Origin of the sequence: Streptacidiphilus jeojiensis, assembly GCF_042510965.1 — a bacterium.
In the GTDB taxonomy this organism is placed as follows: Bacteria; Actinomycetota; Actinomycetes; order Streptomycetales; family Streptomycetaceae; genus Streptacidiphilus; species Streptacidiphilus jeojiensis.
On the sequence record NZ_JBEUKS010000018.1, the window covers coordinates 154686 to 176687 of the forward strand.

Genomic DNA, 22002 nt, shown 5'->3' on the forward strand with positions numbered 1-22002 from the left:
ATGAGCAGCCAGACTCTCGACGCGGGCCCGGCCCGTCCCGAGCGGCTCGTCGAGCCGAGCTCCGCCGAGGTCGCCGCCCGGTACGGGCTGACCGTCCCCGGGCAGCGGCCCCCGTTCTGGTCCTATGTGCGCTCGCTGGTGGCCTACCGGCACTTCACCTTCGCCTACGCCCGGGCCCGGGTCGCCAGCGTCTACTCCTCGGCCCGGCTGGGACCGCTGTGGAACGTGCTGACGCCGCTGCTCCACATCGGGGTCTACTACCTGGTGTTCGGCTGGATGCTGGACCGCAAGGCCGGCTCCGGCGAGAGCTACATCGGCTTCCTCTCCATCGGCGTGTTCGTCTTCAGCTACACCCGCGAGGCCTTCGCGGTCGGCACCAAGTCGGTGGCCGACCGGATGACGCTGATCCGCGCGCTGTCCTTCCCCCGGGCGCTGCTACCGCTGGCCACCGTGGTGCAGCAGCTCATCATCCTGGGCTTCTCGCTGGGCATCGTGGCCTGGATCCTGGTCGCCGTGGGCCAGATCCCGTCGACCCGGTGGCTGCAGATCCTGCCCGCCCTGGTCCTGCAGACCCTGTTCAACGTCGGTGCGGCCCTGGTCATGGCCAGGATCGGCGCGGTCCTGCGGGACATGCGCGAGCTGGTCCCCTGGGTGCTCCGGGTGTGGATGTACACCTGCGGCGTGATGTACAGCCTCAACAAGCTGACGGCGCACGCCCCGCACTGGGTCCGACTGATGCTGGAGTTCAACCCCGGCGCCATCTACATCGAACTGTCCCGCCACGCCCTCCTCGACGGCTACGGCCAGACCACCCCGCACGCCTGGTCCGCAGGCCTGTTCTGGTCCCTGCTCTCCCTGGGCACAGGCCTGGTCTTCTTCTGGCGCGCCGAACACCGCTACGGCCGCGGCTAGCACGCTCCGTGGGTCGTCCAGCTTGGCAGGTGGTTCAGCGGCTGGTCCGGGTCGGGACGGGCCAGTCCGTGGGCAGGGTGTAGTGCCAGCCTGGGTGCCAGGGAGACGGTGCTTTGAGCAGGTCCCCCAGCGGTGCTCCGGTGAGTAGATGCTCCAGCGCCCAGCGGTTGGCCGAGTGGGCGATCACCAGGATTGTGCTGTTGTTCCAATCGGCAGCGAGGTCGTGGAGGAAGGCAGCGGTGGCCGTGACGACCTGACGGTAGCTCTGGCCCCGGGGGAACGGGGTGTCGATGCGCTGCATTCGCTGGGCGGCGACGAGGGAGGCCGGGCTTCCGTTGTGGTCACCGTAGTTGCACTCGCGCAGTCGGATGTCCTGGTGGACAGGGGGTCGGCCGTCCGGAAACGCAATCCCGGCTGTCTGGACGGCGCGGTGCAGATCGGAGGTGAACACGGCTGCGAAGCCGTCGCCCGGCCGGCGCCTGCCAAGTTCCCGGGCCTGGCAGCGGCCCAGCTCCGAGAGCTCGCCGGGGAGCCAGCCGGTGGCGATGCCGGCCTCGTTGTCGATGGTGGTGGCGTGTGTCTCGTAGACGATCTCGACTGCCATCCCGCCCCCCGCTGACCGCGCCACACAACCTTTGGCTCGTGGTCAACCAGACCGACTCTAGCCCAGGGGCATCGGGAGCTCCGGGATCTCGCCGCGTAGTCCGAGCAGAGCTGCTCGGTTGAGCGCACGCAGCCCGGACAGGTCGTCGAGGAACAGCATGACCACCCGCCCCTCTCCCCCCTCCCAGTGGCAGTGGGTAAGCGAGGGGTGCGTGATCGGACCGTCCAAGACGATGACGGCGCTGTGCGCCGACTCGCCACGGTGGAAGGACAGGCGGAACCGCTCCTGTGAGAGCTCGGTCACTGCGGTCAGGACGGCTTTCATTGCGCCACCAAGTAGAGGGGTGAGCTGCTGTCGAGGACTTTAGGGGTGACCCTATGGCAGCTGCCGATTTTCGGCGCGGGGGTCAGCCCAGCCAGCCCGGGCGGACCAGGCCTGACTCGTAGGCGAGGACGACCAGTTGGGCGCGGTCGCGGGCGCCGAGTTTCACCATGGCGCGGCTGACGTGGGTTTTGGCGGTGAGTGGGCTGACGACCAGTCGGCCGGCGATCTCCTCGTTGGAGAGGCCCAGGCCGACCAGGGCGACCACCTCGCGCTCGCGTTCCGTCAGCCGGGCCAGGGCGGTGGAGCGTTCCGGCTCCTTGGAGCGGGCGGCGAACTCCGAGATCAGCCGGCGGGTCACCCCCGGTGACAGCAGACCGTCGCCGCCGTGCACCGCCCGTACCGCGCGGACCAGTTCGGCCGGCTCGGTGTCCTTGACCAGGAACCCGGCCGCGCCGGCCCGCAGCGCCTCGAACACGTACTCGTCCAGTTCGAAGGTGGTCAGCACGACCACCTTGATCCGGGCCAGCGCCGGATCGCCGGTGATCGTCCGGGTCGCGGCCAGCCCGTCCTGCCCGGGCATCCGGATGTCCATCAGCACCACGTCCGGCCGCAGTTCACCGGCCAGCCGGACGGCGGCGAGGCCGTCGTCGGCCTCGGCGACCACCTCGATGTCGGGCTGGGCGTCCAGCAGCGAGCGGAAGCCGGCCCGGACCAGCACCTGGTCGTCGGCGAGCAGTACGCGGATCATGGCAGCTCCTGGGCGGTGGAGGGCCGGTCGGCCCGGTGCAGCGGCAGTTCGGCGTGGACGCGGAAGCCGGTTCCGGACGGGGCGGCGCTGACGCTGCCGCCCAGCGCGGCGACCCGTTCCCGCATCCCGGTGAGCCCGCTGCCGGACCCTCCGGCGCGGGGCCCGCCGGTGGCCGAGAGCGGTCCCGGGTCCTGGACGTCCAGGGTCAGCGCCTCGTCCGCGAAGACGAGACCGACCTGCGCGGTGCGGGCCGAGGAGTGCCGGATGACATTGGTCAGCGCCTCCTGGACGATGCGGAAGGCGGCCAGCTCGACGCCCTGCGGCAGCGCCCTGCGGGTGCCGGTGGTGTGCAGCGCGACGTCGAGGCCGGCGGAACGGGCCTGGGCGACCAGCTCGTCCAGGCGGTCCAGGCCGGGCGCCGGGGTGCGCGGGGCGGCGTCGTCCCGGCCCGGGGTGCGCAGCGTGCCGAGCACCTGGCGGACCTCGCCCAGCGCCTCCTTGCTGGTCTGCTTGATCGTGGTGAGCGCGGTCCTGGCCTGCTCCGGATCGCCGTCCAGCAGTTCCAGCGCCACCCCGGCCTGGATGTTGATCAGCGAGATGCTGTGCGCCAGCACGTCGTGCAGCTCGCGGGCGATGGCGAGGCGCTGCTCGTCGGCGACCCGCTGTTCGCGCTCGGCCCGGACCTGGCGCCGCTGCTCGCGCTGCTCGACCCGGCTGCGGACCACCTCGGCGGCCAGCACCACCAGCAGCAGCCAGGCGATCGTGCCCAGTTCCCTGGCCCAGTCGCGGGCGTCGTTCCAGTGCAGGTCCCCGGTGGCCAGAGTCAGCGTCAGATGGGCGAGGTAGAGTCCGGCGACCGAGATCCAGGCGGCCCTGCGGTGGCCGGTGAGGATCGCGTTGACGAAGCCGACCACCACGCTGAGGAAGATCGGCCCGTACGGGTAGCCGACCAGCAGGTAGACCACCACGACGGCGGCGGTCCCGACGCAGGCGGCGACCGGCAGCCGGTTGCGCAGCAGCAGGATCGCCGGGCCGAGCAGCAGCAGCACGAAGCCGAAGGGGTCGAGCTGGTGCGCCTGCGGCTGGCCGTGCTGGGCCGCGCGGGTGCCGACCACCTGGATCAGGGCCAGCCCGATGCTGCTGAACACCAGCGCGCGGGAGGGCAGCGGGCGCCCGCCGGCGCCGCGCCGCAAGGGCTCCCTGCCCTCCCGGCGCTCCCTGCGGGCTCGGGGATGGTCCATGCCGTCACGGTAGGTCATCATCGGGCCCGGCGGCGTCACCCCGGGGCGGACAGCCGTGCTACTCCCCGGGGAGTACGCGGACGGCGCTCAGGACCGGGTGAGCAGGTCGATGGTCGAGCGGCCGAGGCCCTGCGAGCGGGCCAGCCCGGCGAAGGTGGTGTGGCCCTGGGTGACCCGGGCGAAGGCCCGCCAGGCCGGGCGCAGCCCCAGCGCGGCGAAGTGGAAGGCCCGCGGGCGGCTCTCGAAGGCGGTCATCAGCTTGCGGCCGATGCGCATCTCCTCGCCCAGGTCCGCCTTGATGGCGAAGGCGTAGTTGAGCGCCTGCCGGCGCACCTCCACCGGGTCCGGGGCGGCGGCGAGCCTCGCGGCCCACTGCCCGGCCAGCCGTCCGGAGCGCAGCGCGTAGGAGATGCCCTCGCGGGTCCACGGCTCCAGCAGTCCGGCCGCGTCGCCGGCGACCAGGACCCGGCCCTTGGCCAGCGGCGAGTCCTCGGAGCGGCAGCGGGTCAGGTGGCCGGACTCGATCGAGGGGGTGAAGCCGGCCAGGCCCAGCCGGGCGATGAACTCCTTGAGGTAGGCACGGGTCTCGGCACCCTGGCCCCGGGCGGCGATGACGCCCACGGTGAGGCTGTCCCCCTTGGGGAAGACCCAGCCGTACGAGCCGGGGACGGCGCCGCCCCAGTCCAGCAGCACCCGGCCGCGCCAGGCCGCGGCGACCGAGTCCGGGACCGGGATCTCGGCCTCCAGGCCCAGGTCGACCTGGTCGAAGCTGACGCCCACGTGCGCGCCGATGCGTCCGGCGCTGCCGTCGGCGCCGACCACGGCCAGGGCCCGCACGGTACGGCCGTCCTGGAGGGTGAGCACCACGCCCTCGTCGCCGTTCTCCTGCACGCCGCTGACGGCCACTCCGGTGGCCAGCACCGCACCGGCCTTCTCCGCGCACTGCACCAGCCGCTGGTCGAACTCGTCCCGGTTGACCAGCCCGAACAGCATCTTCTTGGAGCGGCGGGTGCGCTGGAAGCGGCCGTCAAGGGCGAAGGTGATGGCGTGGACGCGGTCCTTGAGCGGCAGCACGAAGCCGGGCGGCAGCGCGTCCCTGGAGGGGCCGATGATGCCGCCGCCGCAGGTCTTGTAGCGGGGCGGGGCGGCCTTGTCGATCAGCAGCACCCGCGGCGACCCGCCGTTCGCAGCGGTGGACGACGCGGCCTCGTAGGCGGCGGAGGCGCCGGCCGGACCCGCGCCGACGACCACGACGTCCCACACCCCGCCGAGCTCGCCGCTGCCCTGGTCGCCGTGGCCCTGCTCATCGGTGTCGAGCTGGGAGCCGCTCGGAACGCCGGGAGCCGACGTGTCGGTGCTGGGGGCCTGGTCGCCGCTGGGGCGCTGCGTCTGCGTCACACTTCCTCATATTAGAGGGCGTCGCCGTGAGCACCCGCACCCGCCGGTCGCGCCTGGTCCGGACGGGTCGTCAGCCGGACGGCCAGTGCCACCGCCGCGGCTCCGACGGCCGCTCCGGCGCCGCCGCCGAAGGACGCGGCGGCGACCAGCTCCGCCGGGGCGAGCCGGCCGCCGGACCTCGGCAGCTCCCGCGCGGTCCGGTGCACCGCGCCGAGGACGGTGCTCGCCGCGACGGCGGCGACCGCAACCCTTCTGACGCCGGGTCGCAGGGTGATCCGGCGCGGCTGCGGCAGCTCCCGGCGCCGCAGCGCCGCGCTCCCGGAGGCGGCGATCAGGCCCAGGCCGACGGCGGAGGTGCCCCACTGCAGCGCGTGGTAGACCGGCATCCCGCCGACCGTCCGGCGCAGCGCAGGGAACCGCCGGACCCCGGCCCGGCCGTGGTGGGTGAAGGCGTCCCAGCCGACGTGGCTGAACGCGCCCAGCGCCGCCGAGGCGGCGAACCAGGCGGCGTCGGCGGGTTGGCAGGAGCCGAACCGCCCGGGCGCCGGCTTGCGGCTGGGGGCGGTGAGCGCGTCGGCACGGTCGGCCCAGGGGTCGGGCAGCAGCGCGACCAGCGGTTCGCGCAGCAGCCCGTGCCAGCCGACGACCAGCCCGGCGGCGATGGCCACGTCCAGGGTGGGCACCGCCCACGCGCGGTGGGCGGTGCCGCCGAGGCCGTAACTGCCGGGCAGCAGGCTCTCCAGGAAGAAGGGCACGTCCGGTGCCAGCGATCCGGCGACCATGGCCGAGGCGATCAGCGGCCCGCGGCCGCGGCCGTCGGCGATGAGGGGGAGGACGGCTGCGGGGTGGCTGAGGGTGAAGGGCACGGGGCCATCCTGCCGGGCCCGGCCCCCTTCGGCACAACGGCACGCGGTCCGGCCAGGGCGCCCAGCAGGGTCCCGGCGAGGGCCAGCGCCATGCCGGTGAGCTGGACCGGTGTCAGCCGCTGGTCCAGCAGGGCCCAGCCGATGACGGCCGCTGCGAGCGGGCTGAGCAGGCCGAGGAAGGCGACCGAGGGGGCGTCCAGCCTGGCGATGCCGCGGAACCAGAGCCAGTAGGCCAGCGCGGTGTTGGCGGTGGCCAGGTAGGCGTAGCCGAGCAGTGCCGTGCCGCCCAGCGCCGGGACCGGGCCCTCGACCGCGAGGGCGACCGGGAGCAGCAGCAGGCCGCCGGCGGTGAGCTGCCAGCCGGTGAAGGGGAGCGCGCCGACGCCCTCGGGACGGCCCCAGCGCTTGGCCAGGACGGTGCCGGTGGCCATGCAGGCGGCTCCGCCGAGGCCGGCCAGCACCCCGACCGCGTCCAGCCTGGCGGTGGCCTGGAGCACCACCAGCGCCACCCCGAACAGGCCGGTGACACCGCCCAGCAGGGCGCGGCGGCTGGGCAGCTGCCCGAGCAGCGGGATCGCCAGCGCCGCGGTGAGCAGCGGCTGCACCGCGCCGAGGACGGCGGCGATGCCGCCGGGCAGGCGGTAGGCGGCCAGGAACAGCAGGGCGAAGAAGACCCCGATGTTGAGCGCACCGAGGACCCCGGCACGCCACCACCAGGAGCCGTGCGGCAGCCGGCGGGTGGCCAGGAGCAGCAGCAGTCCGGCCGGGAGCGCGCGCAGGGTGGCGGCCAGCAGCGGACGGTCCGGCGGGAGCAGCTGGGTGGTGACCGCGTAGGTGGAGCCCCAGGCCAGCGGGGCCAGCGCGGTGACGGCGAGGGTGCCGACGGCGGTGGTTCGGGGCATGACTGCGACTCCTCGGGTCGGTGCGGCTCGGTGCGGCTCGGTGACGGGTGGTCAATCCGACGGATGGTCGGACCGACGGATGGTCAGACCGCGGTGGTGGCGACGGCCCGCCCGCGCGCGGCGACGGTCCGTCCGGGGTGGAAGCCGACGGCGTCGGCCGGGAGGGTGCGCTCCAGTCGCAGCAGCAGGGCGCCGCCCAGCAGCGCCGCCGCGGCGACCACCAGCCAGGGCAGCCGCCCGTCGACGGTGACCAGCAGGGTGAACAGGGTGGGCGCCAGCACATTGGCCAGCGACCAGGAGAGCTGGTAGGCGGCCAGGTAGCGGCCGCGCAGCGGCGCCGGCGCGGCGGCCTGGGACAGCGCGCCGGCGGCCGGGCTGTGCACCAGCTCGCCGGCGGTCGCCACCACCACGGCCGCCAGCAGACCCGCCATCAGCAGCGGGACGCTGTGCGGACGGAGGGTGCCCAGCACGGCCTGTCCCAGGAAGGCGACTGCGAACAGCACCGCCCCGGTGGCGGCGGCCCGGTTGCGGGTGGCGAAGCGGCGGCGGGCGAAGGCGGCGACCGGGACGCCGAGGGTGGCGCAGAGCGCGGTGTTCACCGCGAAGGTGATCCCGGTGAGGCCCTGCGGCAGGTGCAGCCAGCCGGTGGCGAAGACCGGCAGCAGCACGCTGAGCGAGGCGTAGCCGAGGGCCAGCAGCAGATTGGCGAGGGTGAGCCCGAGGAACGGGCGGTCCCCGGCGACCAGCCGGTAGCCGCCGCTGCGGTCGCCCCGACCGCCGGCGCCCGGCGCGCGGACCGGGGTGCACACCGGCGTACGCGCGGCCAGCAGCGCGGCGACCAGGAAGCTGGCGGCGTTCAGCCAGGCGGCGGCGAGGTAGCCGGAACCGCCGGCGGTGGCGATCAGCAGCGAGGCGACCAGGGTGCCCGCGCCGAGGCCGGCGTTGCTGAGGCTGCGGGTCAGCGCCTGCATCCGCTCCCGGTCGGCGCCGTCCACCAGCTCGGCGAGCCTGGCCTGCTGGGCGGCCGGGAAGGCCCGGGTGCCGACCGCGGTGACCAGCGCCACCGCGGCGAAGGCGACCATCCCGTGGGCCAGCGGGTAGCAGGCGAAGCCGGCTCCGCGCAGGACGTACAGCGAGAGCTGCATCCGACGGGCGCCGAACCGGTCGACGGCGGCGCCGGCCAGCGGCAGCGCGACCATGCCGACCAGCCCGGTGCCGGTGAGCACCAGGCCGATCAGCGGCAGCGGCAGCCCGGTGACATGGCGGAAGAAGACCAGGCTGAACGGGACGTACATACCGGAGCCGAGCGCGTCGACGGCGATCCCGGCGACGAGGGCGCGTTCACCGGGGAAGCGGGGGCGCAGCGAGGGCATCGGATCTCCTTGGTTAGCTCGACGGTGATTAGCTTAGCATTAAGCTACTTAGGAGCAAGTCACTTCCGACCAAGCGACCCTCTGGCACAATCGGTGCATGGACAGCGAGGCAGCCGACCGCGACCGGGTGGACGCGATCATCGACCAGTGGGCCGCCGTCCGGCCCGACCTGCGGACCGACGCCATGGCGGTCTTCGGCCGGATCAACCGGATCGCGGCCGGCATGGGCCGCCGGATGGACACCGCCTACGCCCGATACGGCATCAGTCGGGGCGAGTTCGACGTACTGGCGACGCTGCGCCGCGCCGGCGAGCCCTACACCCTCTCCCCGCGCGAGCTCACCGCCACGCTGATGCTCACCACTGGGGGCATGACCGGGCGGCTGGACAAGCTGGAGCAGGCCGGCCTGGTCCGCCGCAACCCTGACCCCAGCGACCGCAGGGGCCTCCGGGTCTCGCTGACCCTCCCCGGGCTGCGGGTGATCGACGAAGCGGTCGGCACCGGCCTGGAGGTGCAGACCGCCGCGCTGGCCGCGCTGGATCCGGCCGACGCCGCCGAACTCGACCGGCTGCTGCGGCTGCTGCTGCCCGCCAGCGAGGACTAGGGACCGTACGTCGGGGCAGACACCCGACGCGGTCCGTCCGCGACACCCCGTCAGGATGCGGAGGCCTTCGCCCGATGAGCGACTTCACCTATCCCGAGGTGGGAGCGACCCTGGAGGGCCCGCCCCTGCCCACCGGCTACGCCCTGCTGGCGCACCGCACCCCGCTGGGCGCCGGACCCGAGGCCTTCGCCGCCGCCGGCGAGGCCGTGCTGAGCTGGCGGCTGCACCGCGCCGCGGGCGTCGGCATCGACGCCACCGCCGAGCGGGCCGCGCCCGGTGTCCGGGTCAGGGTGGTGCTCGGAGTCGGCCGGGTCGGGCTGACCGCTCCCTGCGAGGTGGTGTGGACCCTGGAGGAGCCCACCAGGGCCGGCTTCGGCTACGGCACCCTGGACGGCCATCCGGAGCGCGGCGAGGAGTGCTTCCTGGTGGAACTCGCCGACGACGGAGCGGTCTGGTTCACCGTCACCGCCTTCAGCCGCCCGGCCGCCTGGTACGCCCGCGCGGCCGGACCGCTGGTACCGCTCTTCCAGCACCTCTACGCCCGGCGCCTGGGCGCGGTGCTGCGCCGGATCGCCGAACGCGCGGAGCGGAAGTAACGCCGGGCGGAAGTAACGGGGAGCGGAAGTAACGCGGTCGGCCCGCGGAGCCAAGTAGGGGTGTAGACAGTCCGTCAGCTCCTATACCGTTCCGAGGAGATGCTTGTGCCCCCGGATCCGTCCCCGGCACCACCCGTGCACGACCCCGACGGTTTCTCCGCCTTCTACGCCGCGCACTTCGACGCGGTGCTGGGCTTCGTGACCAGGCGCACCGACGACCCGCACCTGGCCGCCGACCTCACCTCGGACATCTTCCTGACCGCGCTCGAACACGCCGCCGACTACGACCCACGCCGCGGCGCACCCATCGCCTGGCTCTACGGCATCGCCCGCAACGTCCTGGCCGCGCACTTCCGCGGCACCGCGCGCGAGTCCCGGGCGGTCGCCAGGATCAACGGCCGCCGACTGCTGGACGACGAGGACATCGCCGCACTGGAGGAACGGATCGACGCCTCCCGGGCGGCCCGGCAACTGGTCGCGGCCCACGCCGCACTGTCCGAACCGCTGCGCGCCGTCCTCGACCTGGTCGCGGTGGACGGCCTCACCCCGGTCGAGGCCGCGCAGGTCCTCGACATCACCCCCACCGCCGTCCGGGTCCGGCTGCACCGGGCCCGGAGGCTGCTGCGGCACGAGGCCGCGACCCTGCCCCTGCTCTCCCCCGAGCCCTCCCCCGACCACGCTCTGGAGGCCGCACCGTGAACACCCCGACGCACTTCCGGCAGCGCCTCGACGCCGAACTCCGGGAACGGGCCGCCCAGCTCTCCGCCAAGTCGGCACCGGCCCCGGCCCGGCGGTTCCGCCCGCCGCGCCGGATGCTGATGGTCGCGGCCACCGCGGCAGCGGCGGTGGCCGTGGCGCTGGCCGTCCCGCTCTCCACCGGCGACGGCACAAACGGTGCTTTCGCGGTGACGCCACACCCCGACGGCACAGTGAGCGTCCAGCTGTTCGACCCCAAGGCCATCGGCGACTTCCAGGCGGCCCTGCGCAAGCTGGGCATCCCGGCCACGGCGATGGTGACCACGCCGGGATGCACCACAAAACTGTCGGGGACCGCCGGACCTCTGGACAACGTGCTGCTCGGCCCGGAGCACACCTACCCCGAGCGCATGCTGATCCGCCCGAGCGCCATCCCGCACGGAGAGACCCTCCTGTTCGCAGTGAGCGAGGTCCCCATCTACGCGATTGCCGGCCACGGATATGTTCCCTCGGGCCAGAGCGGCGTCGCCTTCGAGTTCCGCCTCGTGTCCAAGGTGCCCTTGTGCGTCGCGCCGATCCAGGCGTACAGCGTTCCTCAGGACCGCTCCGGTCCCCGGGCGGGTTCCACCGCATCCAAGTAGCCGACGACGCCCTCCGCGCGGCAGCGCAGGGCCGCTTCCAGGCGGTCGCGCTTGTTGGCCGGGAGCAGCGCCGCCCACTCCTCGCGGGCTATGAAGCGCCAGCCGCGCAGCTCGTCCTCGGGCAGCGCGAGCCGCTCGCGCTGCTCGGCGTCGAGCGTCCCGCCGTCGAAGACCAGCCGCAGGCCGCCCGAGCGCGGACCCCGGTGCGGCTCCCAGTCGGTGAGCAGCAGCCGCAGCCGCGCGGCCGGGACGGCGAGGCCCAGTTCCTCGGCGATCTCGCGCACCGCCGCGGTCCGGGGCGACTCGCCGTCCTCGACCACCCCGCCGGGGAACTCCCACCCGGGTTTGTAGACCGGGTCGACCAGCAGCACCCGCTCGTCCTGGTCGAAGAACAGCACCGCCGCGGCCACCGTGTCGCGGCTGCCGCCGACCTGCTCGACGATCCGGCAGCGGGCGGCGCCCGACCGCACCAGCCCGGCGATCCGCTCGGCCGCCTGACGCGGCGTCAGCACCGTGGTGTCCACGGTCACCGCGTCCTGCTCCAGCCAGGGTCTCCCGCGCCGGTAGTCCTCCAGGTGGTCCAGCCGCCACTGCAGGGCCTGCCGTTCGGCCCGGTCACCCTCGATCCGCTTCCGCAGGATCGTTTCCTCGGCGTGCAGCAGCAGATGGTGCACCGGGATGCGCCGCGCGGCCAGCGCACCGAAGATCTCGTCGCGGTAGTCCTGCCGCAGCAGGGTCATCGGCACGATCAGCGTCCCCGGATGCTGCGCCAGCAGCGCGGCCGCGACATCCGGGACCAGACTGCGCCAGGCCGGCAGGTCCTGGAAGTCGGAGACCGCCGCGAAGTCCTCCTCGGGCAGCAGGTGGCGCAGGTAGACGGCCACCGTCTCCGGGTCGAACACCGTGCTGTCGGGGAGGAGTTCCTGCAGCTCCCGTGCCGTACTGGTCTTCCCCGCCCCGAATGTGCCGTTGACCCAGACGATCACTCTGCCCCCGTTCGTCGACTGCTCGGTGCATGGTACGCAGAGGCCACGGGCGGCCGTCGAGGGTGCCGGTGGTCAGAGCCAGCCGTCCAGCCCCAGTTCCTGGGCGGCCGCCGCGGCCGCGCCGACCAGGCCCGCGTCGGTGCCCAACTCGGCCGGGCGCAGCTCCAGGTGCCGGACGAAGGGCAGCGTCGCGTAGTCGTGCAGGGCCTCCCGCAGCGGCGCGAACAGGGTCTCGCCGGACTTGGCGACCCCGCCCCCGATGACCACCACGTCCAGCTCGACCAGGGTGGCGGTGGCCGCGATCCCGGCCGCCAGGGCCTGGGCGGCCCGCGCGAAGGCGGCCAGCGCGATCGGGTCGCCCTCGGCCGCCGAGGCGGCGACGGCCCCGGCCGACGCGTCGTCACCGCGCGGCTGCCAGCCGTCCCGCAGCGCGCGCCGGGCGATGGAGGTCCCCGAGGCGATGATCTCCACGCAGCCGCGCGAACCGCAGGGGCACGGGTCGCCGTCCAGGTCGACGCTTATGTGGCCGATGTGCCCGGCGTTGCCGCTGGGGCCGGGGTAGAGCGCGCCGTCGAGGACCAGTCCGCCGCCGACGCCGGTGGACACCACCATGCACAGGGCGTTGCGGAACCCCCGGGCCGCGCCCTGCCAGTGCTCGGCCGCGGTCATCGCCGGGCCGTCGCCGGTGAGCACCACCGGAAGGTCGTCGGCCAGGTGCTCACGCACCGCGTCCACCAGTGGAAAGCCGCGCCAGGCCGGGATGTTGACCGGGCTGACCGCGCCCTTGGGGGCGTCCACCGGTCCGGCGCTGCCGATGCCGACGCAGCGCACCGCGGACCACTGGGGGGCGGCGGCCAGTTCGTCGAGCACCTCGGTGACCGCGGCCAGCACCCGCGCCGCGTCCTCCTTGGCGGGGGTCGGCCGCTGGCACTGGGCGAGCATCCGCCCGCCGCGGTCCACCAGAGCGCCTGCGATCTTCGTTCCGCCGATGTCGACGGCTGCCACCATCTCGTCCATGCCGGGAAGTCTCTGCGGACGCGACGGCGTTTGTCCAGTTCAGCCCAGCCGGGTCAGCCCAGCTTCGCCTTGAGGACCTTGCCCATGGCGTTCCGCGGCAGCTCCTCCACCAGCACCACCCGGCGCGGCCGCTTGTGCACCGAGAGCCGCTCGGCGACGAAGGCCGTCAACTGCTCCCCCGTCACCGGCCCGTCCGGAATCACATAGGCGACGACCACCTGCCCCAGGTCGGGATCGGGCGCGCCGACCACCGCGGCGTCGGCGACGGCCGGGTGGTCCCGCAGCGCCGCCTCGACCTCGCCGGCGCCGATCCGGAAGCCGCCGCTCTTGATCAGGTCCACCGAGGCACGGCCGACGATCCGGTGGAAACCGTCCGGACCGATCACGGCCACGTCGCCGGTGCGGAACCAGCCGTCGGCGGTGCGCGACTCCGCGTCGGCGTCGGGTCGGCCGAGATAGCCGTCACTCAGCATCGGTCCGCGGACCTGCAGCTCGCCCAGCGTCTCGCCGTCGTACGGCACCGGTCCGCCGTCCTCGGCCACCAACCGGGTGCGCACCCCGGCCAGCGGCAGCCCCACGCTGCCGGGACGGCGCTCGCCGTCGGCCCGGGTGCTCAGGGTGATCAGCGTCTCGGTCATGCCGTAGCGCTCGACCGGGGCGTGCCCGCTGAGCGCCCGCAACCGCTCGAAGACGGTCACCGGCAGCGGCGCGCTGCCGGACACCAGCAGCCGGGCCCCGGCCAGCGCCTTGGCACTCGGCTCGTCACCGGCCACCCGCGACCACACCGTGGGCACCCCGAAGTACAGCGAGCCGCCGGCCTCCGCGTACGCCTGCGGGGTGGGACGGCCGGTGTGCACCAGCCGTCCCCCGGTGCGCAGCGGGCCGAGCACGCCCAGGATCAGACCGTGCACATGGAACAGCGGCAGCCCGTGGACCAGGGTGTCCTCGGGCGTCCAGGCCCAGGCCTCGGCCAGGGCGTCCAGCCCGGCGGCGACGGCGCCGCGGCCGAGGACCACGCCCTTGGGCGCGCCGGTGGTGCCGGAGGTGTAGAGCACGAACGCCGCACCGTCGGCGGGCTCCGCGGGCGCGTCGCCGCGCTCGGCCGGATCCACCGTCAGCACCCGCGCCCCGTACGCCTCCACAGCGCGGTCGGCGGCGGCCACGGCGAGCAGCGGCGCGCCGGAGTCCCGCAGGATGTGCTCCCGCTCCTTGGGCCCCGCATCGGGCGGCACCGGCACAACCGGCACTCCGGCCAGGAGACCCCCAACGGTGGCGATCACGGTCTCCACGGACGGCCGCGCCAGCACGGCCAGCGCGGGCGCGCCCGAGATCCGCGACGCGACAGCGCCTGCGGCACCGAGGAGTTGCTCCCGCGAAAGGGTCACCCCGTCGACGGCAATGGCATCGGGACCGTCCCCGTAACAACCGTCAAGCGCCTTGAGCAGCACCATGCCCACCCTCCTCAGACACCACAGGGGCGCGGGGAACTGCGCTGCCAACCATGCACCTCCGTAGAGGGCCGGTCGCGCAGTTCCCCGCGCCCCTGAACAACTCAGCCCTTGCGGGCCTTGACCTCCGCGGTCAGCTGCGGCACCACATTGAACAGGTCACCGACCACGCCGTAGTCCGCCAGCTCGAAGATCGGCGCCTCGGCGTCCTTGTTGACGGCGACGATGGTCTTGGAGGTCTGCATCCCGGCGCGGTGCTGGATCGCGCCGGAGATCCCGTTGGCGATGTACAGCTGCGGCGACACCTGCTTGCCCGTCTGGCCGACCTGGTTGCTGTGCGGGTACCACCCGGCGTCGACGGCCGCGCGGCTCGCGCCCACCGCCGCGCCCAGCGAGTCCGCCAGCTCCTCGACCACGCCGAAGCCCTCGGCCGCACCGACGCCGCGGCCACCGGAGACCACGATCGCAGCCTCGGTCAGCTCGGGACGGCCGGTGGACACCCGCGGGGTGCGCGAGGTGACCTTGGTGCCGGTCGCGGTCGCGCCGAAGACGACCTCGACGCCCTCGACCGCGCCCGCGGCCGCAGCGGCCTCGGGGCTGGTCGCGTTGGGCTTGACGGTGATCACCGGCACCCCGCGGGAGACCCGCGAGAGGGTGGTGAACGAGGCGGCGAACGCCGACTGGGTGGCGACCGGGCCGCTGTCGCCGGCGTTGAGGTCGACGGCGTCGGTGATCACACCGGAGCCCAGCCGCAGCGCCAGCCGGGCCGCGATCTCCTTGCCCTCGCCGGAGGAGGTCACCAGCACGGCGGCGGGCTCGCCGACCGCCTTGGCGATCTGCTCCAGCGCGTCCACCTTGGGCACGACCAGGTAGTCGGCGAACTCGGCGGCGTCGGCGGTGTACACCTTCGCGGCGCCGTACTCGCCCAGCTTGGCGGCGATGTCCGCGGCGGCGGAACCCGCGCCGAGGAGCACGGCCGAGGGCTCGCCGATCCGGCGGGCCAGCGTCAGCAGTTCGAGGGTCGGCTTGCGGACGGCACCGTCCACATGGTCGACCAGGACGAGGACTTCACCCATTGCTCAGCTCTCCAGAAGAAATGTCGGACGTGAAGGATGTGGTGAGCGCCGGGCTCAGATGAACTTCTGCGAGGCCAGGAACTCGGCGAGCTGCTTGCCGCCCTCGCCCTCGTCCTTGACGATCGTGCCGGCGGTGCGGGCCGGGCGCGCGGTGGCGCTGTCGACCGCGGTCCACGCGCCGGCCAGGCCGACCTCGTCCGCCTCGATGCCCAGGTCGTCCAGGTCCAGGGACTCCACCGGCTTCTTCTTGGCGGCCATGATGCCCTTGAAGGACGGGTAGCGCGCCTCCCCGGACTGGTCGGTGACCGACACCACGGCCGGCAGCGGGGCCTCCAGCAGCTCGGTGGCCGCGTCGCCGTCGCGGCGGCCCTTGACGGTGCCGCCGTCCACCGAGACCTCGGAGAGCAGGGTGACCTGCGGGACGCCCAGGCGCTCGGCCAGCAGCGCGGGGATGACGCCCATGGTTCCGTCGGTCGAGGCCATGCCGCAGACCACCAGGTCGTAGCCGGTCTTCTCGATCGCCTTGGCCAGGATCGCCGAGGTGCCGATGACGTCGGTGCCGTGGATGTCGTCGTCGTTGACGTGCACGGCCTTGTCGGCGCCCATGGACAGCGCCTTGCGCAGCGCGTCCTTGGCGTCGTCCGGGCCGACGGTGAGCACGGTGACCTCGGCGTCGCCGGAGGCCTCCGCGATCTTCAACGCCTGCTCGACGCCGTACTCGTCCAGCTCCGAAAGGAGCCCGTCCACCGAATCCCGGTCGGTCGTGTTGTCATCCGCGAAGCGACGGTCACCGGTCGCATCGGGCACGTACTTCACACAGACAACGATCCTCAAGCTCACGGCCTGTCTCCTGTACTGGTACTGGTCACGTCGTTTTCGCAGGGTAAAAGATGTGGAGCACGGGCAGCCGTGTTCTTGCTACCCGCCAGTAGCTTACGCCCTGGCTCAGGTCCCTTTGCCGCTCCGGCGTGCTCCCAAACCAGTGGTGCACCGCCGTCGCCCCATACTCCCCCACGCAAGAGCATCAGGAGCCGCACCGCAACGCGGAGTCACTGTGACGTTGCACCTATTGACCACGCAGGGAACCCGACCGGAGAGTCAGGCGACGGCCTCGCCCAGCGCCGCGATCACGTCCGCCCGGCGCGGCTGGCCGACCGCACGCCGCACCAGCGCGCCGTCCGCGTCCAGCACCAGCACCGTCGGGGTGCTCAGGATGCCCAGCTGCCGCACCAGCTCCAGCCGGGACTCGGCGTCGATCTCGATGTGGGCCACGCCCTCGACCATCCCGGCGACCTCGCCCAGGATCCGCTTGGTCGCCCGGCACGGCTGGCAGAAAGCCGAGGAGAACTGCACCAGGGTGGCCCGCTCGCCGAGCTCCGCACCCAGCTCGCCCGCCTCCAGCCGCACCCCGCCGTCACGCCCGCGCATCTTCAGCCTTCCCCGCCCACGCATGCGCAGCAGGCCGAAGGCGCCCGAGAGCGCCAGCACCGCCAGGCACACCACCAGTCCAGTCATGCCCCCAAGGATGCCTGCTCACGGCACCGAAGTGCGCGTAGCATCTCGATCCATGGACCCCAACGGACGGAACGAGGCCGCAGGCCTCACCCGGCGCCTGGTCATCGACCTGTGCCGGGCCGCCGCGTCGCGCTGTCGCTGACCCCTCGCGACCGCCCGCCACCTCCCGTTCCGCTCCCCCGCGACACCCCCGCGACACCCCGGAGTCCACCATGTCCAACCCCACGCCCGCCCCCGCCCGCATCGATCCACGCGGCCCCCGCTTCGCCGCCTCGCTCACCACCGTGGTCCTCGCCGTCGTGCTGATCACCGGCAGCGGCTGGCTGCTGGCGGCGCAGGCGGTGGTGTTCGCCCTCGGCGCGCTGGCCGGGCTCGGCCGTTCGCCCTACGGATGGCTGTACCGCACCTTCGTCCGCCCCAGGCTCGGCCCGCCGACCGAGCTGGAGGACGCCGCCCCGCCGCGCTTCGCCCAGGGCGTCGGACTGGTGTTCGCGCTGATCGGGACGGTCGGCTACCTCTCCGGCGCGACCTGGCTGGGCCTGGCGGCCACCGGCTGCGCGCTGGCCGCGGCCTTCCTCAACGCCGCCTTCGGCTACTGCCTCGGCTGCGAGGGCTATCTGCTGCTGCGCCGCGGCCAGGACCGGCTGCGCACCGTCGGCGCAGGTGGGAGCGGTACCGGACAATAACGGTCCAGAACGTAGGGTGGGAGGCGGTGATGTGACCGCCGTCTCCCCAAGTGCTGGTGCTCCCCGGAGTGACACGGTGCTGTCGGGCAGGGGACGATACATCGACATACCGTCGGACCGGGCGCCAGCCCTTGGGAAGTAGGACAAACCGTGGCTGATCTCGTGTACCCGCCGATCATCGGGGCCGCGCTCACGCTCTTCCGGGCGCTGGACCTCAAGATCGACATCATCGGGGCGGAGAACGTGCCGCGGACCGGCGGGGCCGTCCTGGTCAGCAACCACGTCAGCTACCTCGACTTCATCTTCGCCGGCTGGGGCGCACTGAAGGCCGGCAAGCGCAAGACCCGGTTCATGGCCAAGGACGACGTGTTCCGGCACAGGGTGTCCGGGCCGCTGATGCGCGGTATGAAGCACATCCCGGTGGACCGCTTCGACGGCCAGCCCGCCTACGACGCCGCGGTCAAGGCGCTGAAGGCCGGCGAGGTCGTCGGCGTCTTCCCGGAGGCGACGATCAGCCGCTCCTTCGTACTGAAGAAGTTCAAGACCGGGGCGGCCCGGATGGCCGCCGACGCGGGGGTGCCGCTGCTGCCCGTCGCGCTCTGGGGCACCCAGCGGCTGTGGACCAAGGGCCGGCCCAAGACGCTGACCCGCCGTCACACCCCGATCACCATCATCATCGGCGAGCCGATCGTGCTCACCCCCGAGGACAAGCCGGTGATGGTCACCAGGCGGCTGCGCGCCGCCATGACCGAGCTGCTGGACCGCGCCCAGACCACCTACCCGGACGCCCCGGCCGGCCCCGAGGACACCTGGTGGCTGCCGGCCCACCTCGGCGGCAGCGCGCCGACGCTCGAGGTCGCCGAGGCCGAGGACGAGAAGGAGACGGCCGAGAAGGCCGCCCGCCGCGCCGCCCGCGACCAGGCGGCGCGGGACGAGGCCGAGGCGCCCAAGTAGCCGCTGCGGAACGGCAGCGCGGGCGGAGGTTGCGGACCTGCCTAGGACGGGTAGCTGGTAGACGCGTCGAGGCACGGGGGAGACGTCCGCATGCCGGAAGCAGTGCAGCAGCAGGACCCGCCGGAATCCGCCGAACCGCGCCGGCCGCAGCGGCGACGGCTCCGGGCGCTGCTCGCGCTCTTCGGCGGGGCCGCGGCCGGCTATCTGCTGGTGCTGCAGCTCACCAGCCCCAACAACAACCCGCTGGCCCCGCTGGCCCGGGCCCGCCCGGAGTGGGTCGCCCTGGCACTGCTCTGCGCCCTGGGCGGTCTGGTGGCGGCCACCATGAGCTACGCCGGCTTCGTCCCGGAACGGCTCGATCCCTGGCGGACCTTCCTGCTCCAGGTCGCCGGCGGGTTCGCCAATGTGGTCACCCCCGTCGGCCTGGGCGGACTAGCCATCAGCACCCGTTTCCTGCAACGGATCGGGATCAGCCCCGGGCAGGCGGTGTCCAGCATCGGCGTCGCCCAGGCGGTCGGACTGGTGCTGCACCTGCTGCTCACCGGGGTGTTCGGCTATCTGACCACCGTGCACTACCGGGCCTCGACGACACACGTGTCACCGCTGCTGGTCGATCTCGTCCTCGCCGTACTGGCCGCCGCCGTCCTGCTCACCCTGGTCGCGGTCGCGGTACCGCGGCTCCGGCGGTGGCTGGCCGGCCGGGTCGCTCCCCTGCTCAGCGGGGTGCTGCCGCGGCTGCGCGACCTGCTGCACCAGCCGGGGAAGCTGGCCGTCGGCGTCAGCGGCCAGCTGCTGGTGTCGCTGGCCGCGTCGTCCTGTCTGTACTGCTGCGTCCTGGCGCTGGGCCGGCACCCCGGCTTCGCCGCGGTCGCGCTGGCCACCCTGGTCGGCGGTGCGCTGGGCTCGGCGGTGCCCACGCCGGGCGGCATCGGCGGGGTGGAAGTGGTGCTGGCCGGGGCACTGGCGCAGACCGCCGGGCTGTCCTACGACACCGCCCTGGTGGCCGTGCTGCTCTACCGGCTGCTGACGCTCTGGCTGCCGGTGCTCCCCGGCTGGCTGGCCTTCGTCTGGCTGCAGCGGCACGAACGGCTCTGATCAGGGCTTATCGATATCAGGGCTTGTCGATATCAGGGCGTGTCGATGATCAGGGCGTGTCGATCCGGAACGGGTCGTGCTCGGCGAGCAGCTTGTCCAGCCGGGCCTGGTCGACCCGGGAGACGACCAGGTCCTCGTCCTGCCGGTCCCTGATCACCTTGGCCAGGGTGAAGGCGGAGGTGACCACGTAGAGCAGGCCGAGGGCCAGGAACGCGCGGATCCAGGCACTGGCCGACAGGTAGGCGATCCCGATCCCCATCGCGAGGACCGAGACGGCGAAGGAGATGATCGCCTGCGCGTAGTAGGCGGCGGTGGTGCTGCGTCTCACGGGAGCAGTCATAGCCGTATGGTCCCCGCCGGGCACCGGCCCGGCATGAGTACGGATACTCAGATCTGATACTCGCTCAGATCAGCTGCCCGACCGGATCCGCTGCCCGGTCAGGCCAGCAGCCTGGCCGTGTGCAGCCGGCTGGCGTGCTCCACCAGCTCGACCAGCACCCGCTTGCCGGACTCCCGCTCCCTGGCGTCGCACAGCAGCACCGGGGTCCCCGGTTCCAGGTCCAGCGCCCTGGCCACCTTCTCCTGGGCGTGCTGCCGCGACCCCTGGAAGCAGTTGACGGCGACCACGAACGGGATGGCCCGGCGCTCGAAGTAGTCCACCGAGGGGAAGCAGTCCTCCAGCCTGCGGGTGTCGGCGAGCACCACGGCGCCGAGCGCGCCGAGCGCCAGCTCGTCCCAGAGGAACCAGAACCGGTCCTGCCCGGGGGTGCCGAAGAGGTAGAGCGACAGGCCCTCGCGGATGGTGATCCGGCCGAAGTCCATGGCCACCGTGGTGGTGGTCTTCTGCTCCACTCCCCCGGTGTCGTCCACGCCGCGGCCCGCCTCGGTTAGGCGCTCCTCGGTGCGCAGCGGCCGGATCTCGCTGACCGAGCCGACCAGCGTGGTCTTGCCCACCCCGAAGCCGCCCGCCACCAGTATCTTGAGGGCGAGCGGCGGCTCGCCGCCGGCCACGGTTCCCGGGGCGCGCCGCACCGGGACCGCGGAACCGCGGCCGGGCGCCGTGTCGTCGGCTGTCGGGTCAGAGTGCTCGGAGGCCATTGATCACTTCTCGCAGGATGCGCTCGTCGGGGAGCTGGGCGGGGGAAACCGGACGGCTGACGCGGATCAGTCCCGCGTCCAGCAGGTCGCCGAGGAAGACCCGGACGACACCAACGGGCAGGTCGAACTCGGCGGCGATCTCGGCGACGGACTGGGTCCGGCTGCGGCACAGCGCCAGGGCGGCCGCGGGCTCGGGGGTCAGCCCGGGCACCGGGGCGTAGGGGCCGGTGCCGGCGTGGGCGGGGTGGTCGGGGTCCACGGTGATCAGTGCGATCAGGTCGAACGGCTCCCCGGCGGTCCTGGTCCGCCCCCGGGTCAGCGCGTAGGGGCGGACCACGGGTCCGGCGTCGTCGTCGTACCAGCGGCTGTCGTCGCCGTGCTCGACCGGTTCCTGCTGGTCCCAGCCGTGCGGCGGGTCCCAGCCCGACGTCTGGTCCCAGCCCGGGGCCGGGTCCCAGCCCTGCGGCGGGAAGGGATAGTCGTCCATGTCCAGGTACCGTTCCCGGTCAGCCCGCTGCGGGGTCGTCGGCCGCGTCGGGGCCCGAGCGCGGCGGGGTGTGCAGGTGCTCGCCGACCCGGCGCACCATCCGGGCCATCTCATAGGCGACCAGGCCGATGTCGGCGTCGGCGCCGCTGAAGACGGCCAGGCAGGTGCCGGAGCCGGCGGCGACCACGAAGAGGAAGCCGCCGTCGAACTCGATCATCGTCTGGTGCACGTCGCCGGCCTCGAAGTGCCGGCCCGCGCCCTTGGCCAGGCTGTGGAAGCCCGAGGCGACGGCCGCCAGGTGCTCGCCGTCCTCGCGGGTCATCCCGGCCGAGACGCCGAGCGCCAGGCCGTCCCCGGAGAGCACCACCGCGTGCCGGATCTGGCCGACCCGGGACACCAGCTCGTCCAGGAGCCAGTTGAGCTCACCGGAGTAGTTCATCGTCACGGGCATCGGTCGTCTCGCTCTCCTGCTGGATTCTCAGATGGCGCCGGGGCGGCGCGGGTTGTTGCGGCATCGGCGAGGTCCGGCCCCTGGCCCAGCCCTCGGCGAGGGCGGTCATGGTGGCCCGGGCGCCCTCGGGGCTGCGGGCCGTCCCGGTCGCGCCGGCGTTGCGGGCCGGGCGGTCCTTGGGGGCCTCCCGCAGCTGGCTCGCCAGGCTGGCCTGGCGGACCCGGTGCGGCAGTTCGTCGTCCCCGACGGGCGCGGCGGCCGCCGCGGGACGGGAGGCCGGCGGC

General features: G+C 73.5%; 26 protein-coding genes and 1 pseudogene. 8 read left to right on the forward strand and 19 right to left on the reverse strand.

The window, feature by feature from the left end; translation table 11 throughout:
* A complete protein-coding gene (locus tag ABUW04_RS36015; protein WP_030260814.1) occupies nt 1-912 on the forward strand; it encodes an ABC transporter permease in 912 nt (303 codons plus the stop codon).
* Between the two features lie 34 nt (nt 913-946).
* Here ABUW04_RS36015 and ABUW04_RS36020 read toward each other — a convergent pair whose 3' ends face one another.
* From ABUW04_RS36020 to ABUW04_RS36055, 8 genes are all read right to left on the reverse strand, one after another.
* The gene (locus ABUW04_RS36020; protein ID WP_380568592.1) at nt 947-1516 is read right to left on the reverse strand and encodes a histidine phosphatase family protein; all 570 of its coding nucleotides are present in this window, start codon (nt 1514-1516) and stop codon (nt 947-949) included.
* Nucleotides 1517-1573: 57 nt separating this feature from the next.
* The gene (locus ABUW04_RS36025; RefSeq protein WP_380568593.1) at nt 1574-1819 is read right to left on the reverse strand and encodes a hypothetical protein; all 246 of its coding nucleotides are present in this window, start codon (nt 1817-1819) and stop codon (nt 1574-1576) included.
* A gap of 103 nt (nt 1820-1922) precedes the next feature.
* Nucleotides 1923-2588, reverse strand: coding sequence for a response regulator (locus tag ABUW04_RS36030; protein WP_380568594.1), 666 nt, complete (start codon nt 2586-2588; stop codon nt 1923-1925).
* Entirely contained in the window at nt 2585-3829 is a 1245-nt protein-coding gene (locus ABUW04_RS36035; protein ID WP_051726156.1) for a sensor histidine kinase, read from the reverse strand. Before ABUW04_RS36035 ends, ABUW04_RS36030 begins: the two co-directional genes overlap by 4 nt.
* 87 nt (nt 3830-3916) lie before the next feature.
* A complete protein-coding gene (locus ABUW04_RS36040) occupies nt 3917-5227 on the reverse strand; it encodes a geranylgeranyl reductase family protein (protein WP_380568595.1) in 1311 nt (436 codons plus the stop codon).
* An 11-nt stretch (nt 5228-5238) separates the two neighbouring features.
* A complete protein-coding gene (locus tag ABUW04_RS36045; RefSeq protein ID WP_380568596.1) occupies nt 5239-6093 on the reverse strand; it encodes a DUF4184 family protein in 855 nt (284 codons plus the stop codon).
* Nucleotides 6021-6995 (reverse strand): EamA family transporter, encoded by a 975-nt coding sequence (locus ABUW04_RS36050; protein WP_037597015.1) that lies wholly within the window; start codon nt 6993-6995, stop codon nt 6021-6023. Before ABUW04_RS36050 ends, ABUW04_RS36045 begins: the two co-directional genes overlap by 73 nt.
* Nucleotides 6996-7078: 83 nt before the next feature.
* Nucleotides 7079-8368, reverse strand: a complete 1290-nt coding sequence (locus ABUW04_RS36055; protein ID WP_380568597.1) for an MFS transporter — start codon at nt 8366-8368, stop codon at nt 7079-7081.
* Nucleotides 8369-8465: 97 nt separating this feature from the next.
* On the opposite strand from ABUW04_RS36055, the gene ABUW04_RS36060 reads away from it, so the two are divergent.
* The 4 genes from ABUW04_RS36060 to ABUW04_RS36075 all read left to right on the forward strand — a co-directional run bounded on the left by ABUW04_RS36060 (nt 8466) and on the right by ABUW04_RS36075 (nt 10905).
* Nucleotides 8466-8972: a MarR family winged helix-turn-helix transcriptional regulator gene (locus ABUW04_RS36060; protein WP_030260796.1), complete on the forward strand. Its 507-nt coding sequence runs from the start codon at nt 8466-8468 to the stop codon at nt 8970-8972.
* 74 nt (nt 8973-9046) lie between these two features.
* The gene (locus ABUW04_RS36065; protein ID WP_030260794.1) at nt 9047-9568 is read left to right on the forward strand and encodes a DUF1990 family protein; all 522 of its coding nucleotides are present in this window, start codon (nt 9047-9049) and stop codon (nt 9566-9568) included.
* 99 nt (nt 9569-9667) lie between these two features.
* Nucleotides 9668-10267 (forward strand): RNA polymerase sigma factor, encoded by a 600-nt coding sequence (locus ABUW04_RS36070; protein ID WP_380568598.1) that lies wholly within the window; start codon nt 9668-9670, stop codon nt 10265-10267.
* Nucleotides 10264-10905, forward strand: coding sequence for a hypothetical protein (locus ABUW04_RS36075; RefSeq protein ID WP_380568599.1), 642 nt, complete (start codon nt 10264-10266; stop codon nt 10903-10905). The genes ABUW04_RS36070 and ABUW04_RS36075 overlap by 4 nt, the downstream gene beginning before the upstream one ends.
* Here the strand turns inward: ABUW04_RS36075 and ABUW04_RS36080 are convergent.
* The 6 genes from ABUW04_RS36080 to ABUW04_RS36105 all read right to left on the reverse strand — a co-directional run bounded on the left by ABUW04_RS36080 (nt 10860) and on the right by ABUW04_RS36105 (nt 16947).
* On the reverse strand, nt 10860-11891 hold the full coding sequence (locus ABUW04_RS36080; RefSeq protein ID WP_380568600.1) for an NUDIX hydrolase: 1032 nt from the start codon (nt 11889-11891) through the stop codon (nt 10860-10862). The genes ABUW04_RS36075 and ABUW04_RS36080 overlap by 46 nt on opposite strands.
* A 72-nt stretch (nt 11892-11963) precedes the next feature.
* A complete protein-coding gene (locus tag ABUW04_RS36085) occupies nt 11964-12908 on the reverse strand; it encodes an ROK family protein (RefSeq protein WP_030260785.1) in 945 nt (314 codons plus the stop codon).
* A gap of 53 nt (nt 12909-12961) precedes the next feature.
* Nucleotides 12962-14359, reverse strand: coding sequence for an acyl-CoA synthetase (locus ABUW04_RS36090; RefSeq protein ID WP_380568601.1), 1398 nt, complete (start codon nt 14357-14359; stop codon nt 12962-12964).
* 101 nt (nt 14360-14460) lie between these two features.
* Nucleotides 14461-15432, reverse strand: a complete 972-nt coding sequence (locus ABUW04_RS36095) for an electron transfer flavoprotein subunit alpha/FixB family protein (protein WP_380568602.1) — start codon at nt 15430-15432, stop codon at nt 14461-14463.
* Nucleotides 15433-15486: 54 nt separating this feature from the next.
* Nucleotides 15487-16272, reverse strand: a complete 786-nt coding sequence (locus tag ABUW04_RS36100; protein WP_380568603.1) for an electron transfer flavoprotein subunit beta/FixA family protein — start codon at nt 16270-16272, stop codon at nt 15487-15489.
* A gap of 258 nt (nt 16273-16530) precedes the next feature.
* Complete coding sequence (locus ABUW04_RS36105) at nt 16531-16947, reverse strand: TlpA family protein disulfide reductase (protein WP_030260775.1); 417 nt, start codon at nt 16945-16947, stop codon at nt 16531-16533.
* A 212-nt stretch (nt 16948-17159) separates the two neighbouring features.
* Between ABUW04_RS36105 and ABUW04_RS36110 the strand changes: the two genes are divergently transcribed.
* The 3 genes from ABUW04_RS36110 (at nt 17160) to ABUW04_RS36120 (ending at nt 19682) form a co-directional block, all read left to right on the forward strand.
* Entirely contained in the window at nt 17160-17633 is a 474-nt protein-coding gene (locus tag ABUW04_RS36110; RefSeq protein ID WP_030260773.1) for a DUF4395 domain-containing protein, read from the forward strand.
* Between the two features lie 150 nt (nt 17634-17783).
* Nucleotides 17784-18587, forward strand: coding sequence for a lysophospholipid acyltransferase family protein (locus ABUW04_RS36115; RefSeq protein ID WP_380568604.1), 804 nt, complete (start codon nt 17784-17786; stop codon nt 18585-18587).
* A gap of 90 nt (nt 18588-18677) precedes the next feature.
* Complete coding sequence (locus tag ABUW04_RS36120) at nt 18678-19682, forward strand: lysylphosphatidylglycerol synthase transmembrane domain-containing protein (protein ID WP_380568605.1); 1005 nt, start codon at nt 18678-18680, stop codon at nt 19680-19682.
* 49 nt (nt 19683-19731) lie between these two features.
* Here the strand turns inward: ABUW04_RS36120 and ABUW04_RS36125 are convergent, their stop codons facing one another.
* The 5 genes and pseudogenes from ABUW04_RS36125 to ABUW04_RS36145 all read right to left on the reverse strand — a co-directional run.
* Complete coding sequence (locus tag ABUW04_RS36125) at nt 19732-20022, reverse strand: YiaA/YiaB family inner membrane protein (RefSeq protein ID WP_030260768.1); 291 nt, start codon at nt 20020-20022, stop codon at nt 19732-19734.
* A gap of 98 nt (nt 20023-20120) precedes the next feature.
* Complete coding sequence (locus ABUW04_RS36130; RefSeq protein WP_084715118.1) at nt 20121-20780, reverse strand: GTP-binding protein; 660 nt, start codon at nt 20778-20780, stop codon at nt 20121-20123.
* Nucleotides 20761-21267, reverse strand: a complete 507-nt coding sequence (locus ABUW04_RS36135) for a DUF742 domain-containing protein (protein ID WP_380568606.1) — start codon at nt 21265-21267, stop codon at nt 20761-20763. Before ABUW04_RS36135 ends, ABUW04_RS36130 begins: the two co-directional genes overlap by 20 nt.
* Nucleotides 21268-21286: 19 nt before the next feature.
* Entirely contained in the window at nt 21287-21718 is a 432-nt protein-coding gene (locus ABUW04_RS36140) for a roadblock/LC7 domain-containing protein (RefSeq protein WP_030260762.1), read from the reverse strand.
* Nucleotides 21690-22002: pseudogene (locus ABUW04_RS36145) on the reverse strand (hypothetical protein); the annotation flags it as partial. The pseudogene ABUW04_RS36145 and the gene ABUW04_RS36140, both read right to left, overlap by 29 nt.